This window comes from Chitinophaga oryziterrae (assembly GCF_009758125.1).
GTDB lineage: Bacteria > Bacteroidota > Bacteroidia > Chitinophagales > Chitinophagaceae > Chitinophaga > Chitinophaga oryziterrae.
The window spans coordinates 183694-199496 of sequence record NZ_WRXO01000004.1 but is presented as its reverse complement, the minus strand read 5'-3'; the positions used below and the strand labels follow the sequence as shown (position 1 = coordinate 199496).

Annotated in this window: 13 protein-coding genes; 7 read left to right on the top strand and 6 right to left on the bottom strand. The window is 39.4% G+C overall.

Features of this window, described 5'->3' with window-relative positions; translation table 11 throughout:
• Window positions 1–72 precede the first annotated feature (72 nt).
• On the top strand, window positions 73–615 hold the full coding sequence (locus GO495_RS15795) for an ester cyclase (RefSeq protein ID WP_157300685.1): 543 nt from the start codon (window positions 73–75) through the stop codon (window positions 613–615).
• 80 nt (window positions 616–695) lie between these two features.
• On the opposite strand, the gene GO495_RS15790 is transcribed toward GO495_RS15795, so the two are convergent.
• Window positions 696–1598, bottom strand: a complete 903-nt coding sequence (locus GO495_RS15790; protein ID WP_157300684.1) for an SDR family oxidoreductase — start codon at window positions 1596–1598, stop codon at window positions 696–698.
• A gap of 131 nt (window positions 1599–1729) precedes the next feature.
• On the opposite strand from GO495_RS15790, the gene GO495_RS15785 reads away from it, so the two are divergent.
• Window positions 1730–2308, top strand: a complete 579-nt coding sequence (locus tag GO495_RS15785; RefSeq protein ID WP_157300683.1) for a Crp/Fnr family transcriptional regulator — start codon at window positions 1730–1732, stop codon at window positions 2306–2308.
• A gap of 5 nt (window positions 2309–2313) precedes the next feature.
• On the opposite strand, the gene GO495_RS15780 is transcribed toward GO495_RS15785, so the two are convergent.
• Complete coding sequence (locus GO495_RS15780) at window positions 2314–2868, bottom strand: DUF4202 domain-containing protein (RefSeq protein ID WP_157300682.1); 555 nt, start codon at window positions 2866–2868, stop codon at window positions 2314–2316.
• A gap of 32 nt (window positions 2869–2900) precedes the next feature.
• Window positions 2901–3692 carry an MOSC domain-containing protein gene (locus GO495_RS15775; protein WP_157300681.1) on the bottom strand — a complete coding sequence of 264 codons (792 nt, stop codon included), beginning with the start codon at window positions 3690–3692 and terminating at the stop codon, window positions 2901–2903.
• Between the two features lie 64 nt (window positions 3693–3756).
• Here GO495_RS15775 and GO495_RS15770 point away from each other — a divergent pair, with 64 nt between their 5' ends.
• The 4 genes from GO495_RS15770 (at window position 3757) to GO495_RS15755 (ending at window position 9414) form a co-directional block, all read left to right on the top strand.
• Window positions 3757–4983: a hypothetical protein gene (locus tag GO495_RS15770; RefSeq protein ID WP_157300680.1), complete on the top strand. Its 1227-nt coding sequence runs from the start codon at window positions 3757–3759 to the stop codon at window positions 4981–4983.
• A gap of 253 nt (window positions 4984–5236) precedes the next feature.
• On the top strand, window positions 5237–6409 hold the full coding sequence (locus tag GO495_RS15765) for a hypothetical protein (protein WP_157300679.1): 1173 nt from the start codon (window positions 5237–5239) through the stop codon (window positions 6407–6409).
• Between the two features lie 112 nt (window positions 6410–6521).
• Window positions 6522–7688: a hypothetical protein gene (locus tag GO495_RS15760; protein WP_157300678.1), complete on the top strand. Its 1167-nt coding sequence runs from the start codon at window positions 6522–6524 to the stop codon at window positions 7686–7688.
• 709 nt (window positions 7689–8397) lie between these two features.
• On the top strand, window positions 8398–9414 hold the full coding sequence (locus GO495_RS15755) for a GntR family transcriptional regulator (protein WP_157300677.1): 1017 nt from the start codon (window positions 8398–8400) through the stop codon (window positions 9412–9414).
• Window positions 9415–9550: 136 nt separating this feature from the next.
• Here GO495_RS15755 and GO495_RS15750 read toward each other — a convergent pair whose 3' ends face one another.
• Together GO495_RS15750 and GO495_RS15745 are read right to left on the bottom strand one after the other, a co-directional pair.
• Entirely contained in the window at window positions 9551–10756 is a 1206-nt protein-coding gene (locus GO495_RS15750) for a PAS domain S-box protein (RefSeq protein WP_157300676.1), read from the bottom strand.
• A gap of 291 nt (window positions 10757–11047) precedes the next feature.
• Complete coding sequence (locus GO495_RS15745; RefSeq protein WP_157300675.1) at window positions 11048–12046, bottom strand: LLM class flavin-dependent oxidoreductase; 999 nt, start codon at window positions 12044–12046, stop codon at window positions 11048–11050.
• A 601-nt stretch (window positions 12047–12647) separates the two neighbouring features.
• Between GO495_RS15745 and GO495_RS15740 the strand changes: the two genes are divergently transcribed.
• Window positions 12648–12917 (top strand): hypothetical protein, encoded by a 270-nt coding sequence (locus tag GO495_RS15740; protein ID WP_157300674.1) that lies wholly within the window; start codon window positions 12648–12650, stop codon window positions 12915–12917.
• Between the two features lie 125 nt (window positions 12918–13042).
• Here GO495_RS15740 and GO495_RS15735 read toward each other — a convergent pair whose 3' ends face one another.
• Window positions 13043–15670 (bottom strand): alpha/beta hydrolase family protein, encoded by a 2628-nt coding sequence (locus tag GO495_RS15735; RefSeq protein WP_157300673.1) that lies wholly within the window; start codon window positions 15668–15670, stop codon window positions 13043–13045.
• Between the last annotated feature and the right edge of the window lie 133 nt (window positions 15671–15803).

The following is a 15803-nucleotide window of genomic DNA, read 5'->3' as shown; positions in this document are numbered from 1 at the left end:
CGTATCATTAAAATCCAGCTAAAACAATTTGTATCAACAAGTTGTTTATTTTTTAACCATAAAATAAACCAAATGGAAAATAAACACTTCAAACCTGTAAACGATCTCCTTTTCCTGGTTGTTGTTACCATTACCGTTTTAAGCGGTTGTTCAAACAATAAAGCAGGCGACAACGCTGCGAATGCAGAAACAGCCATATTGCTTCAACGTTTCGACAGCCTGGACTTTGATATTTACTCTCATCAGAAATGGGACAGCCTGCAACTTAGCCATGCGGAGAATATCTTAGTCCACTATCCTGATGGTAGCACAACAAAAGGCTTGCATGATCATATTGAGCAATTGAAGCCTATGTTTGTTTTTGCACCTGACACGAAAATCACGGAGCATCCTGTAAAGTTTGGGACCAATGGCTGGACATCCGTAATTGGTATAATGGAAGGAACATTTACCCAACCTATGCCTATCGGGAATGGAAAAACAATTCCACCAACAGGTAAAAAATTCAGGCTGGAAATGAATACGGTGGCAAACTGGAAAAATGGAAAGATGATAGAAGAATACCTGTTTTGGGACAATCAATCGTTTATGAAACAAATTGGACTGGCCCAATAAAACTGAACAAATTCCAGTATAATAAAAGCCTTCAGATCGAATGATCTGAAGGCTTTTAATTTGTCGGGAAGACAAAATAGTTAAACCTGGTTAGCTTGAAACTGAAGTACACTTTTAAGATCATCTATCAGTCCGGGTTGGTTTGGATACCATCCCAGCCTTTCCTGCGTTATTGCACTTGAAGCAGGGCAGTTTAAACTTACGATAGGGGCAAGCCAGCCAAAATGCTCCACAGCTTCTTCAGCGGTTTTGGATACGACTGGCAAATTCAGACACTGACCAATCACTTCGGCGATATTCCTTAAAGGGATCCCTTCTTCGGCAACAGCATGATATCTGAAATCAGGAACGCCTTTTTCAATTGCCAGCTTAAAAACACGCGCTGCATCATGGTGATGTACCGCCGGCCAGCGATTAAGGCCTTCACCCACATAGGCTGAAACGCCTTTTTCACGGGCGATGGCGATGAGGAATGTCACTAAACCCTGTTGTTCCCATCCGTGTACAGAAGGAGGAAGCCGCACTACAGCTACCTTTCCACCGAGTTCTGCTACTGAAGCTGCTGTCTCTTCGGACACACGTAGTGTCATCGGCGATCTCGAAGCTGTCCCGTCGTTCTCTGTCTTAATCTGGCCGGAATCGTTAATACCCGTGCCTGCGGATACAATAAAGGGTCTGTCTGAACCCAACAGCACAGTCCCCATGGCTTCAATGGCAAGCCTGTCTACTTCACAATTTTCCTTGAACCTGGAGAAGTCATGAATAAAACCGGTGTGGATAACCCCATCGGACAGAGCAGCTCCGCTGCGTAAACTTTCAAGGTCTTCCAGATTACCCCAATGCACTTCCGCTCCCAGCTCAGTAAGCAACTGGGCAGAAGCCTTGGACCGGGCAAGCCCCAATACCTGGTAACCATCCGCAATTAAACTTTTAGTAATAATTGAGCCTATAAATCCCGAGGCTCCGGTAATAAAAACACGCATACTTTAGTCTTTTATTTGTAACATTGACAAGACAAAGTTGCGCACGCAAAAGGGCTATAACAAGGTCATTTGACACCGTTTTTTGAGGTCATTTGACCTAAATTTGTAAGAAAACAATTAAATTTTACTTAATGCCGGAGAGCTTTGAAGCATTTATGACAACTGAAGCCACCCTGACCAAAGATGAACTTGGCCGGGTTTTGTCTTTGTCTACATTCAAAAAAATACGCAAAAGGCAGCTTTGGTTGAAACAGGGAGAAATCTGTAAACAAAAAATGTTTATTGAAAGTGGCTTATTGAGGACCTATCGTCTGAGTGACAGCGGAGAAGAATATATCCTGCGGTTTTCGCCGGAAAACTCATGGCTGGTTGATCTCGAAAGTTTCAGGAACGGAACACCTTCTATGTATAATATTGACGCGCTGGAAGATACAGAGGTGATATTATGGACTGAGAAAAGTTTTATCGAATTGGTTTCTACCATTCCGGCATTTAAATGTTACGCACAAAAGCTGATCGGAAAAGCATATCTCGCTGATGAGGAACGGATAATGATGAACATCAGCTATACGGCTGAAGAAAAGTATCAGAATTTCATCACCACATTTCCCGATGTTTTCAATCGTGTGCCCCTTCATATGGTAGCATCTTATCTGGGCGTGTCAAGAGAAACACTAACCCGTATAAGGCATGCCCGGGTGAGAAAATAGGACCTCTATTTTAATGCTTTTTCTAACAGTTGCTGTCCGGCGTCGCTATAAGTGAGAGACAACGCGACCTCTCTCCCCTTTGCACTCATTTTCCCCCAGGTTTTCTGCAGGATCTCTATCATTTTTTCCGCCGGCTGTTTTTTAATCAGGTCGTCATACTGAAATTCCAGGAACACCAGGCAAAGCGCATCCTCCATCGTTTGAACTTCAGTATCTGTTTTAAGCCTTTTCTTCAATATTATTTCATTCACACGGGCAATGATGTCCTCATCATATCCAAGCGATTGCAATATCTCTGTTGCTTTTTGTGCGTGAAATTTTGACAGATCACTTCTCCATTTCAGGTAACCAACCCTGCCTTCCGGATAAGTTTTCCTGGAGATCTCCCATCTTCCTATGTGCTGGCATCTTGAAGCAAGTAGCAAAGGCTCATTGGCTTCCGGATCCAGTTTTTTTACCCATTCATACAATTTGATGGCATAAAAATATTCAGATGGCTCTGAAGGGTCCTGTTGGTTATAAGTATCAAAAAGATGAAAAGCCTGTTCCATTCTTGTCATAAAGATCAACGATTTAATTGCTCAAAGTTATTCTAATTAATAACATCGCCAATGCGAATAGTTCCAGCACCCTGATACAACAGGTTCTGGCCAAAATAAATACGATTGTTCTTCGCACGGTAAGTACTGAGTGTTTTCAAAGGTTCTTTCCCTTTTACCCCGGTTTGTTGATCGATGGTAGTAATGGTACAGCGTGCGCAGGGTTTAACACCAAAAAATTGTATCTCCCCAATACTAAATTGTTTCATATCATCTTCCTGAAACGGCAGCCCACCGGTAAATACAATATTGGGTCTGAAGCGGTCCATCAGCAAAGGCGATGATAACCTGCTGTTCAGGTCATCCAATGAAGCCTGACCGATAATTAACAAAGGATATCCATCAGAAAAACTGGTGATCTCTTTATTGTGTGCATATAACTCATCTACCTCCCGCAGGGTATTATCCGGCATATACACCAGCCGGCAGGAAATATCCAGTTGTTCACTAAACCAGGCATCCGCTTCAGCGCTTACACATTGGGCAAGGCAGTTGTCGCTCCATACAGAAACCATCATCGTTTCTGTCGTTAAAGGTTGAAAAGGGACAAGGTAAAAACAATCTGCTTTATTGGTATTTTGGACCAGCAAGCCACCTTCCTGCAGACTTACTTTTAAAAAAGCCATGGCAGCTACTTCCCGTTGTGAGATGAAACGGTTGTTTTCATCTATCAGCATCCATCTTCTGTCGTATTCAAAACCGCGATCGGTCAGAGAGGCCGCAGGCAATGCGATTCCTCCCAATGATTTAACAGGATAAATATATAATCCGCTAACTGTAAGCATAGGCGCTAAGGTACGAAATAGTAAAAAGTGTATATTACAACAGCCAATAAATCTATTCCCTGACATGACCCACGAAAGAAAAAAACCAGCCACCACTTTCCCTGCGGCTGCGAATTCCCATAATATCGCTGAAATGAAGTCACTCTCAATGCCTGCTGTTCAGGCTAAAGCGTTAGATATTAAACCATCTCCATCAAATATTGCCCGGGATTTACCACCTGAAGCCTGGCATGTGGTACAGCAGAAGCAGCGGCGGGTGAAACCGGCCCCGGTAAGCGATAATGGTCCGATACAACTGATAACCAAACCAGGGGTACTGTTCCCTGGTAAAGCAACAATGACAAGCGGGGAGATGATGGAATATCTTAAATCCGGTGAGATGATGCAACTGAAGGTCAAAATAAATAGGATGTCCAAGGAGCCATGGTTAACCAACACACCGGAATTTGCTCCAATAATGATAGCCACAGATACGGTGGGAAAGATTTACGGGGATCTGTTCGAGCGATGTTTAGAGAATAAGATTTTCACCGTAAGTGAAATCGATGTTCTTTTTGATACTCATGCCAGTGCCTTTACACTGGTGGAAGACTTTGTCGTAGATGAAATCGCTAAAAAAGCAGCTTATGAGAAAGCAGCGTTCAAAGGGTCCCCTGCAGACCTTGGAGAAATGCTGTCCAAAACAGCAAGTGAAGTCGGCGAGGACAAAAGTCCCGTGGACGTGATGAAGGTAGTGGCCAATAAACATCCACTTGCATTCAAATGGATAAAATCAGACATCATGGCAACACTTGATTATCAATTTTTTGTAAAGGAGGACAAAGACGGGTCCAGGACCGCCGGATCTGCTGCCATTCTAAGCCTGGTAGAAAAGTACAACCTCACAAGGGTCACGGCGCCCAGGAAAATGCCTTTGGCAGTAGGCACAGGGCATGTAGTGATAGTCGAGGGGCTTTCATTGGAGACGGTAGATGATATGGAGATATCCGGGTGGAAAGAAGGGATCGGAAAAGAAACACTGGCAGAAATTGGTTTTGTTGTTCTTCACAGCGGTGTGGGAGATGTAAACAGTACGAACGCAAGGAAGCTGAAAGATCGCGATACATATGCCATTATCGATACCGGAGGAAGTTTCGCAAAGGGGGATGAAGAAGCAAAAACGAGACAAATCAAGGTAAACTATGGAGAGTTTTTAGGCAGCCTTGACGAGACGAACCGCCAGTACCTGAAGACCTGGGAGCAATTAGCAGGAAAACTGCCAGCCTCGCCGGCAGAGCTATTGATAGCCTGACAGTAATTCATATTGATCCTGCAAGAAAACTCGCCTCCTTTATATTAATAACGCCGACGTATATATCAATATTTATACGCAAAACCGAACAACAATATATACCGAATTATAAAAATACGTACATATCAATAATCATTAATCGGCTATCAGCCAGCTAGTTAATAACTTATAGCAACCCCAGATATACTATGGTTCTGAACAATTAAACATTACCGCCATATTTTTGTACCAAATAATTATTATCCCTTTATCTATGAAGAAGATCATACTTTTTGGCGCTATAGCTGGCGTTACAGGTTTCTATGCTTGTACAAAAGACGGTAAGACCGTTACTGTTACAAACACATTACACGATACCACAACTATAAATGTATTTGCATCCGGCAAAGTAAATGCTGATGTGCTGACAGCAGGTCTCAAGGTGGCTTATGCTACCCCTGTGGCAGATTCAGTATTACCGGCAGCGTCCACCAATGCCAGTGCTCCTGTACTGGACACTACTTACGACAAGACTTACACCGTGGTAAGAAGCCGTTATCTGACTATCTATCCTCCAAACGTTGCAGGTTATGTAGCCGGTTATTATGTACAGATCGTAGGCGCTAAGTCTTATTTTAAAGTAGATTATACAAAGGCTAATGGTCTCAGACAAGCTGCAAGACAGGCCAGACTGGCAAATGCGTTAAAAACCGCTGATAATGCAAGAATAAGCAGCAAAAATGTGCCTGGTATCCGTGGTACCGGAGATGGTTATATCGATTCTTCTATCGTGTTCAAATTACCAGCCTCTATTAACGGAGACACCTTCTACGTAAAATATGCTGCGTATGACACCTTAAACCGTGTAAGCCGTCCTGTTACTGCTATGGTAGTTATATTACCGGAAGGAAGCGATGCCCTGACAGATTCATTGACAGGTACCTGGAAGTATTATTCTTACAGAGATTATGAAAATGGACAATATACCAGCGACTGGTCAGTAGATACCGGTTATGTATCATCATACCGGTACTATGATTGTACTAATAATACACTCACCGCCAGCGGCTCAGAAACAGCGTATTACATTCCATATTACACCTACTCCCATATATGGCAGTACACATTTGATAAATACAACATGAAGAATCTTACTACGTCTGTTAACAGGGTCCTTGACGTAAGCAATTCCACTTGCAGTAATTACGTCTATGTTGTAAACAATAATGGCAAAATGGGAGCCGAATCCACTGGTGGCCTCTCATACGATCGTGGCAGCAGGAAACTTACGCTCATTTATGATAATGATGGTACAGGTAGTAATATTGACTTACATTATGATACCTATTATTTGTCCGAGCTAACTGATTCCACATTAATAATGTCATACTATAACAATAATGGAGATGACAATTCTGCAGAATTATATAAGTTCATTAAACAATAATTCATAATAATAAAAGAGGCCGTTTCATTCTTTCAAACGGCCTCTTAGTTAATAACTGATAACAACTATTGCCAGGATAGGCTTATATTAAATAATTATCATTCCTTTATCTATGAAAAAGATCATACTTTTTGGCGCTTTAGCGGGCGTTGTAGGCTTTTACGCTTGTAAGAAAGACGATAAGACCGTCACTGTTACAAACACAGTACACGATACCACTGTTGTAAATATATTTGCCTCCGGCAAAGTAAATGCTGATGTACTGACAGCAGGTCTCAAGGTCGCTTATGCTACCCCTGTTGCAGATTCAGTGCTGCCGGCTGCTTCCACCAATGCCAGCGCTCCTGTACTCGATACAACTTATAACAGGGTTTACAATGTGGTTAAAAGCCGTTACCTGACTATCTATCCTCCAAACGTTGCAGGTTATGTGGCAGGTTATTATGTACAGATCGTAGGCGCTAAGTCTTATTTTAAAGTAGATTATACACAGGCTAATGGTCTCAGAAAAGCTGCAAGGCAGGCCAGACTGGCAAGTGTTTCAAAAGCGGCCGGTGATGCAAGAATAAGCACTAAAAATCTGAGTGGCACCCGTGGCACCGGAGATGGCTATATTGATTCTACTATCGTATTCAAATTACCAGCCTCTATTAATGGAGATACCTTCTATGTAAAATATGCTGCGTACGATACCTTAAACCGTGTAAGCCGTTCTATTACTTCTATGGTAATTATATTACCGGAAGGAAGCGATGCGCTGACCGATTCATTAACAGGTACCTGGAGGTATAATGCTTACAAAGAATATTCAAATGGACAATTTACCAGTGACTGGCAAATAGATACCGGTAATGTATCATCATATCAGTACTATAATTGTAATAAAGGTATGCTGATAGCTGCCGACGTTGAAACAATGTATTACCTCCCATATAACACATACTCCTTTACATGGCAGTACACATTGGGTAAATACAATATGACCCAGCAAAGAAGATACTTATATAAGTACCTTGATTTGAATAATTCATCCTGCAGTAATTACATTTATCTTGTAAATTATGATTATAACGGTCTGAATACTGGTGGCTTCTCATACGATCGCAGCAGTAAGAAACTTACGCTTGTTTACGATGATAATGGTACTGCCAGTAATGTTAACTTAAGTTATGATACTTATTATTTGTCCGAAATAAATGACTCTACATTGATATTATCAGGCACTGGTGAGAGTGGAGATGATAATTATAAAGAATTGTATAAGTTTATTAAGCAATAATTCATAATAACATATTGAGTGTGTATCAGTTGCTTTTGATACACACTCTTTTTTTGCCCCAAAACATAATAGTCTCCGTTAGGCTCCTACGCAGCTAAATGATATTGAATTTTTCACTATTTCCTGCCATAATAATTTTCCATATATCTTAATTCATTGCTAATCAGCAATAAAAGTATTCAAATAGTAATTACTGCTTATAACCTACTGAGATTCACTGCTTATGGTGATATAAGCCCTATATAAGCCCACTATAAGTCCTATACAACAGCTCTACAAGCCCACCTTATTTAGAGTGGGCTTATATACCAGTTATATACCAGTTACAAAGAGTTTCCAGGAACGTTTATGCTCTTTCTGCGTTTTGATTAAGATGGTTGTTACCAGCCTAACTCACCTGCTGATCTCATAGCCTGCTGGAAGAACATATCTACATCACCACTGAGTTCAATGACATAGATGTCCCTTTTAAGGCCAACAGAGGCACGGTAGGCGTTCCCTGGCCACCTGGTGCCAAGTTCAATAATAAACTCGCCTTAAGCCTGAAATCGATAAAAATGGGGGATATAAAACTCAGCCCCTGGCAGAACTGAATTATATCCTGCAACAGGGGTCGTTTTGTAGCGGCTGAACTACTGATTAACAGGGCAATGCGACCCTTTCTACACTGGAACACCCATCAGTAATATAAATTTCCTATTTTACAACGATGAAAGGGTTGAATATAGATACCGGCAGCAAAGTTCCCGTTTACCTGCAGATAGTGGATTCTATCATGGCAGCCGTGCGTGACGGCGGACTAAAACGCGATCAGCAGATTCCTTCCATCAATGAACTGAGCGAACATTACCTGCTTTCCCGTGGTACCGTGGAGAAAGCCTATAAAGAACTCCGGGATAAAAAAGTGATCATTTCCGTTAAAGGAAAAGGTTACTTTATTAACCGGACGGATATTGTCATCCCGCTACGTATACTCCTTCTCTTTAACAAGATCAGCAACTATAAAAAGCAGGTCTATAATGCTTTTGTGAAAAGCCTGGGAGATAGCGTGTTCGTGGACCTTCATATGCATCATCACAGCGTTGCGCTCTTCGAAAACCTGATCAATAATCACCTTGGCGATTATGATTACTATGTGATCATGCCCCATTTTTATGATCATCCCGAAGAAGTTTTACGTATCATCAGACAAATCCCGGCTGATCAGCTCATTTTATTAGATAAGGACCTGCCTTCTCTCAGCGGCAATTATGCGGCTGTATATCAGGACTTTGAGAAAGATATCAATGAGGCGCTGTATGAGGCTTTACCTTCTCTAAAAAAATACGAGAACATGATTTTCGTGAATCCTGGTATTGATCCTTATCCTGAAGAGATTAAAAAAGGGTTTCAGTATTTCTGCCGGATGCACGATTTTAATTTCTCTGTGATTGAAGGCGTGGAAATGTATACACCGGTGAAAAAAGGCCAGGCGTATGTGGTGATCGAAGAAACAGACCTTGTTAACCTGGTGAAGATATGCCGTAATAATAAGTTGCGGATAGGAAAAGATGTGGGTATTGTTTCTTATAATGAGACGTTGTTAAAAGAGATCCTACTGGATGGGATCACAGTGATCTCTACAGATCATGAGCAGATGGGGATTACTGCGGCGCAGATCATTATGGATAAGATACCGCAGAAGGTGAAGAACCCTTTTAAATTGATATTGCGGAACTCGTTGTGAGTATTGTAGACTAATTAATTTAAAATCACTAATTTATATATTCAAAATACCTCCATCGCCTTGTATTTTTGTCATTTGCAACAATTATTGCCTTGTATTTTTGTCAAATTGGGGGTGTTATTGCCTTGGAAAAATGTCATTTCATATGTATCGCGTCATTTGCCAATTCTATAATTTCTTTGAGTTTCTTGTCTAGTTTGGCTAATGCATCTTCCATCATATCCATCTGTATAGGATCTACTTCTGAATATTCTTCTTTTATAAGTGGTAATAAGGATTGCACGGATGTTAATGGTCCCCTGAACTCATGGGCCTGGATAAAGGCGATCTTCTCCAGTAATGCGTTCTTGTTTTCCAGTCGCTGCTGATTGAGCTTTCGCTCAGTGATATCTTTTAGTATCAATGTCACGCCGACTATCTTCCCGGACTTATCCCTGGCGGGTTCCAGTGATAATTGCTGCCAGTCGCCGAAATTAAGCTTCTGCTCATGACTGATTTTCACACCTGACATCGATTGCTTAAAATCTTCCAAAAAATTGGGTCTGTAGGAAGGTAACAGGATCGAGGTGATAGACTGCCCTTCTTTAGGTTCTATTCCGTATTGTTTCTGATATTGCTCAGCAGCTTTGCTGTTAAAGTGAACGATATTCATCTTGTCATCCAACAGGAAGAACTGGTCGCTGAGACCTTCGAAAAACGCCTGTAATTTAAGTTCGGATGCTGCCAGTTGCACAGATTTATTTGCTGATATCGCCTGCTGTTCCGCCATGTATACCCTGATCCTTGTCGTGACGAAGTAGATGTACAACGTAACGATGATAAATGAGGAGCCGATATCTATATACTGTTCACGCGGACTGTGATACCTTCCACGGATCATGTCCGGGTAGATACTTTCCAATACCAGGCAGCCAACGGGCAGGACAAGATGTATGATCAGCCATACCGGATACCATTTACGCTCTGAAATGCTTAATGCCAGCATCAAAGGCATGAAAAACAGGACGAATGACGGGCCGCTTATACCCGCATTTAATCCGTAATTGATCACAATGGCGATGACACCGATGAATATGTAAAGGTTGATGATATAAGAATAGATGCGTCGTACCTGGGAAAGAAAAAGGAAGATGAATTGCAGTATCAGTATTATTTCCAGCAGATATGGGGGTGTGGGTAGGTCAGCCAACGTATCTACCAGCATAAAAATAAAGAGTATAGCGATGGTCATGATCGATATAATCTGGAAGATGTATTTTTCGATGGAATAGTCGCCCCGGGGATTTAATAAATGTTTAAGATAAGAAATTACCTTAGTCTTTTGCGCCTGAATCTGCCCCATATTATTGTTAAATGATTAACAATATACAGAAACGATTGAATTTTTCAAGGGAGAATGTGATAAATTCTTTTTTAATGTGTTTTTTTGAAAATATGGTAAAAATCTTAGTATTGTCAATAAAAATGCGGGTGGTACTTATTGTGTGTTCGCCTTGTAAACAGTTCTTTAAACTTCATGCGTTTCCCCGTGTGCAATTTTCATTGTAGGGATTTTTGTGTGGGATTTCCTCAAGTTATCAGGCTAATTATTCCCCTGGCAAGTTGTTCTCTGTTTTCTCACCAGGGGGTGTTTTTACTTAAATATCTCTGAGAATAACTTGTATGAGTGGACTCTCGCCTGATGATCATAGATGTGAGATGTTGCCATTACTTCATCTACACCTGTTTTATCCAGGAAGGCTTCCATTTGCTTTTTGATCTTTGCTGGCCCTCCTATAAACGAATATGCCAGCATCTGGTTCACCGCTGCTTCTTCATGCATATTCCAGATGTCTTCCATATTGTCTACCGGGGGTGGTAATAACTGCCTGCGTCCCGTAACGACTCCCATGAAGAACTGTTTTACCGATGTTGCGAGCCTTTCTGCTTCTTCATCCGTATCTGCGGCCACCACGTTTACACAGGACAACACGTATGGCTTATCTAAGCTTGCTGAGGGCTTAAAGTTCTCTCTATACAATCTTATTGCGTCCATGAAATACGTAGGGGCGAAATGGCTGGCAAAAGCATATGGCAATCCTAATTCCGCTGCGACCATCGCACTATCTGTGCTAGACCCCAATACCCAGATCGGTATTTCCAGTCCTTCTCCTGGTATCGCCCTTACATTACTATGACTGTTCTCTGCTGAGAAGAATTGCTGCAGTCGCTGGATATCCCTGGGAAAGTTGTGTACTGCTTTAAAGTTCTCCCCTCTTATTGCATGAGCGGTTAGCTGGTCTGTCCCTGGCGCTCTGCCTAATCCCAGGTCTATCCTTCCCGGATACAGTGATGCCAATGTCCCAAACTGCTCTGCTACTATCAGTGGCGCATGGTTCGGCAGCATGATCCCCCCTGATCCTACTCTCATCGTCTTCGTCCCTCCAGCTATGTGTCCTATTAATATGGCGGTTGCTGAACTCGCTACGTTGGCCATGTTGTGGTGTTCGGCGAACCAGTAGCGTGTATAACCGAACTCTTCTACCTTCTTTGCTAAATCCAGGCTGTTCCTGAAACTATCTGCTGGTGTGTGGCCCTGTGTTACGCTGGCCAAGTCTAATACTGAGTACTTCGTTGATTCTAATTTCGTCATTGTGATTCTTTTAGTCTGTTCTTCTTTTGGCCAGCAAAATTAAAGGTTATTGGTGGATTTTGAGGGCTTTACATCGCCCCTTTTCATTATTAGTAAAACCCTCTCCATCTTTATACTTTCAGGGTTTCCTTACAATATCTCGCCCGTTAAACCTTTCTCATATCCCAGTCACCCAATCATTTACTTCTCATAAATATTCCCCTTCCTCCTAAGTTTTTTTCTCCATCTCCTAAATAAAAAGGACTAGGATGATCTATCTTTGATTCAGAAACAAAAAAGTACAATAATTGCTAAAAAACATTCACCATATTTTAGAAATGTACCCTTATCAATCTTTTCTTATACGACAATACATTTAAAGTTTAACCCTTAACAATTTCAAACTCATTTAAAACTTAACCATCGTTAATAACTCTTTCAATACGTATTGACATGTATTGCTCTGATCAGGCAATGCGTTCCTAATCTTTTGTTGCGCTTGCAAGAGCAACTTCAGGTTATGAATTAGAGGGGGAAAGCCGAAAACCCTTAGAATAGAGTAGGCAGAATTTTTTTGTTAACTTAAAGTTTAGCCTTTTGATTCATAAAGGCGGCTAATTTTATGAAGAAAGCAAAAATCATGTTAAGCGCAATCGCAGTATTGGCTGTTGTTGGTGGAGCTTTTGCATTTAAAGCAAATAAGTTCAATCCAGGTAGAACACTTTATTATATTAATCCTGGTGCTGCTTGTCTGCCAACGACTTTAACTACAGTAAATTGGGGAACAACGACTGTTACAACAGGTCCTGCAACTGTATTCCGCAGCGGATTTTATACAACTTCACTATGTGTTGGACCTGTAACTATTGCTTATCCAACGAATCCACAGTGATATAAAATACTACAGTATAATCACTTTTATTAGGGATTAGTTAAATGTAAATTACTCCATGAGGTTAACATCATAACCTCGTGGAGTAATTCGAATATGGCTGACTATTTGATTTCTTATAAAATTCATGGCATTCTTAAACTATCATCTAATTCCAATCCGGTCTCTTTCTTTTTAAGAATAGCTGGAATTCCTATCGTCATCCACTTTGGAGCGGACTTGCATTCCAAATAATAATCGAAAAATTGCTTAAGTCGAATGGAAAAATCAATCATATTATTTTTCCCTCCGATACCATGACCTTCATCATCATATTCTAACATCCATACTTTTTTACCCAATCGCCTAAGAGCTGTAAACCATTCGATTCCTTGGGACCATGGGACGGATTGATCTCCTTTATTATGCATAATTAATAATGGAGTACTTACTCTATCAGCATTAAATATTGGAGAGTTTTTTATGTACAAATCAGGCTTCTCCCACAATGTTTTACCAATACGACCTTGGTGTGTTTCATAAATATATTGGCTGCTCATGCCAGATCCTCTCAAGCTTCCATAGCCGCTGACAAGGTTACAAATGCCAGCTGAGGATGAAGCAGCAGCAAATATTTTAGTATTTGCTATAATAAAGTTTATTTCGTATCCTCCAAAACTAATACCTTGAAGACCCATTTTCATCGAATCTATATATGTTAATTTGCTTAATTGTTTAGCTGCTGAAATGACATAATCATAAGCGCTTTCCCCTGGGTAACCTATATTATAATGAATATCAGGTTCAAATACTAAGTAACCATTACTTACAAAGTAGGGAACATTCATCTCTCCATTACTAAGTTCTGGCTTCTTAAATTCATTTATTTGATTTGAAAATTTCTCATAAATATGAAAAATAATGGGATATTTTTTAGTAGAGTCAAAGTTCTCTGGTTTGTATAAAACACCCTCTCCTACTTCCCCACTGAAGGTTTCCCAACGAATAAGTTGTGTTGTCAACCAGTTGTAATGTTCTTGAGGCTTAATATCTGTAAGTATTTTATATGATTCCAAATTAGATGAAATATAAATATTAGGCGCATTTGTAGCGTTCCTAATTTTAACTACGTATCGATTTGCTTTTTTTGATTTACATATAATCTCATATTTATATGGCCCTGCAACAAGCTTTTTTAAATGGTTACTCGCTTCGCCTAATTTAATTTTATAATATCCTTCGTCCTTATTTAATTTATTGAAGCCTTTTATTATCAAGATATCTCCCATTTTATAAACCGGGCTATATCTCTCATCTTGACTTTTCTCAATTCTTAATACTGTATTGTTTTTTTCTCCCCAACTGCTTGTAATATTAATAGGAGGAATAACGCCATTAGGATCTACCTGCCAAATATCATAGTTATCATAAATAAGTACGAACTCATCATCTTCAGTCCACCCTGCAACTCCAAGCCCTCCATATAAGCCATATGTAGTTGAAGGTGCAGGTTTATCATATTCCTTATTATATAGTGGTACAGGTATTGAACTGGTTATGTTTTTTGTTTCATTTTTTAGTATGTTATAAGTAAAATAGTTTTTCTTTATTTGGTCATAATAAATAACATACTTTTCTTTGGGAGAAATACTACATTCTTGAATAAACTTATTATCAATTATCTTTTTTCTCCATTTACTATTTGTTGAAGCGAGGTTTATAGTATGCTTTCCATCACCTTCAAACATTCCAGTAGCAGAATAAGGAATGTCAGCAGGATCAATCTCCAAATTATTTATTAAAACATAATTATTCATTTTATCTATTGCTAAAGTTACACAATCATTGATATTATTATTTAGAAGCAATATATTATCTATATCAGTATAAGTGTTTATCGTTCCAATTACTTCCTTGTCAAGCATACTATTACTGGAAATTATTTGTTGCGATTGCAAGTACTTATCCTTATAATTCCATATGTTTACATCGGCATCATTAACTTCTGATATCTTGCTTTGGGTCTTGTGGGAATTTTTAAGAGAAAAAAAAAGTCTACGACCATCTCCGCTAAATAAGAGTGCGTTATTGGTTATTATGAGATCGTTGTCTATGTTAGATTTTTTCGTATCAATTTTCAATACGGCACTATCCATTCCTAAATGATAATAATAAATCTGATTTTGATATCCTTCTTTACCTGAGACGAAGAAAGCGAGTTGCTTATTACTTTTATCAAATGTTTTGTTGCTTGGAGAACTATTGCCTTGCCAAATTGTATCAATACTTTGAGTTCGTAAATTTATCCACAATAAATAATAATTATTTTCAACTTGGCCCTGAATAAGTAGTGTGTTATTATCACTACTAAATAGGTAATCTTGAACATTATTAAAAGTGTAAGATTTATATTCATTTAATCTTTTAAATAAAAATGCGTTATTTGTCTTTAGTTGACATGCTAGCCAATTGGAATTTTCACTTTTAGAAAGTTGGAATGAAGCAACGTTTGATAAGTAAGAGATTTTTTTTGTTTTTAAATTTAATATTCCGATACTGTCCGGGAATGTGGAGAAGACGATATATCGATCGTCATAACTAATTACTGCACTTTTTGACCCTTTAACATTTAATTCCCACTTTGAAATTGTTGACTGAATAGTTAATACATCATTCAAAACATAACAGATATAATTACCATTATCACTTATAATTATATTGTATGGATCGACCCAATCATATTCTTTAATTTCTAGGTTTTTTTTTTGACTCATACAGAATTGGTAAATATTGAATAACATTATAACAAAAAAAAATCTTTTCATGATAACTTTGTATTAAAGTGAGAAATGATCGCAGGAATTATAATACCATTGCACTTTTTTTCTCCTTAATTTATATTGAAAA

Excerpts from the sequence above, each read along its gene's own strand:
- GO495_RS15795 (WP_157300685.1), top strand. The coding sequence starts at position 73 with ATGGAAAATAAACACTTCAAACCTGTAAACGATCTCCTTTTCCTGGTT.
- GO495_RS15790 (WP_157300684.1), bottom strand. The coding sequence starts at position 1,598 with ATGCGTGTTTTTATTACCGGAGCCTCGGGATTTATAGGCTCAATTATT.
- GO495_RS15785 (WP_157300683.1), top strand. The coding sequence starts at position 1,730 with ATGCCGGAGAGCTTTGAAGCATTTATGACAACTGAAGCCACCCTGACC.
- GO495_RS15780 (WP_157300682.1), bottom strand. The coding sequence starts at position 2,868 with ATGACAAGAATGGAACAGGCTTTTCATCTTTTTGATACTTATAACCAA.
- GO495_RS15775 (WP_157300681.1), bottom strand. The coding sequence starts at position 3,692 with ATGCTTACAGTTAGCGGATTATATATTTATCCTGTTAAATCATTGGGA.
- GO495_RS15770 (WP_157300680.1), top strand. The coding sequence starts at position 3,757 with ATGACCCACGAAAGAAAAAAACCAGCCACCACTTTCCCTGCGGCTGCG.
- GO495_RS15765 (WP_157300679.1), top strand. The coding sequence starts at position 5,237 with ATGAAGAAGATCATACTTTTTGGCGCTATAGCTGGCGTTACAGGTTTC.
- GO495_RS15760 (WP_157300678.1), top strand. The coding sequence starts at position 6,522 with ATGAAAAAGATCATACTTTTTGGCGCTTTAGCGGGCGTTGTAGGCTTT.
- GO495_RS15755 (WP_157300677.1), top strand. The coding sequence starts at position 8,398 with ATGAAAGGGTTGAATATAGATACCGGCAGCAAAGTTCCCGTTTACCTG.
- GO495_RS15750 (WP_157300676.1), bottom strand. The coding sequence starts at position 10,756 with ATGGGGCAGATTCAGGCGCAAAAGACTAAGGTAATTTCTTATCTTAAA.
- GO495_RS15745 (WP_157300675.1), bottom strand. The coding sequence starts at position 12,046 with ATGACGAAATTAGAATCAACGAAGTACTCAGTATTAGACTTGGCCAGC.
- GO495_RS15740 (WP_157300674.1), top strand. The coding sequence starts at position 12,648 with ATGAAGAAAGCAAAAATCATGTTAAGCGCAATCGCAGTATTGGCTGTT.
- GO495_RS15735 (WP_157300673.1), bottom strand. The coding sequence starts at position 15,670 with ATGAGTCAAAAAAAAAACCTAGAAATTAAAGAATATGATTGGGTCGAT.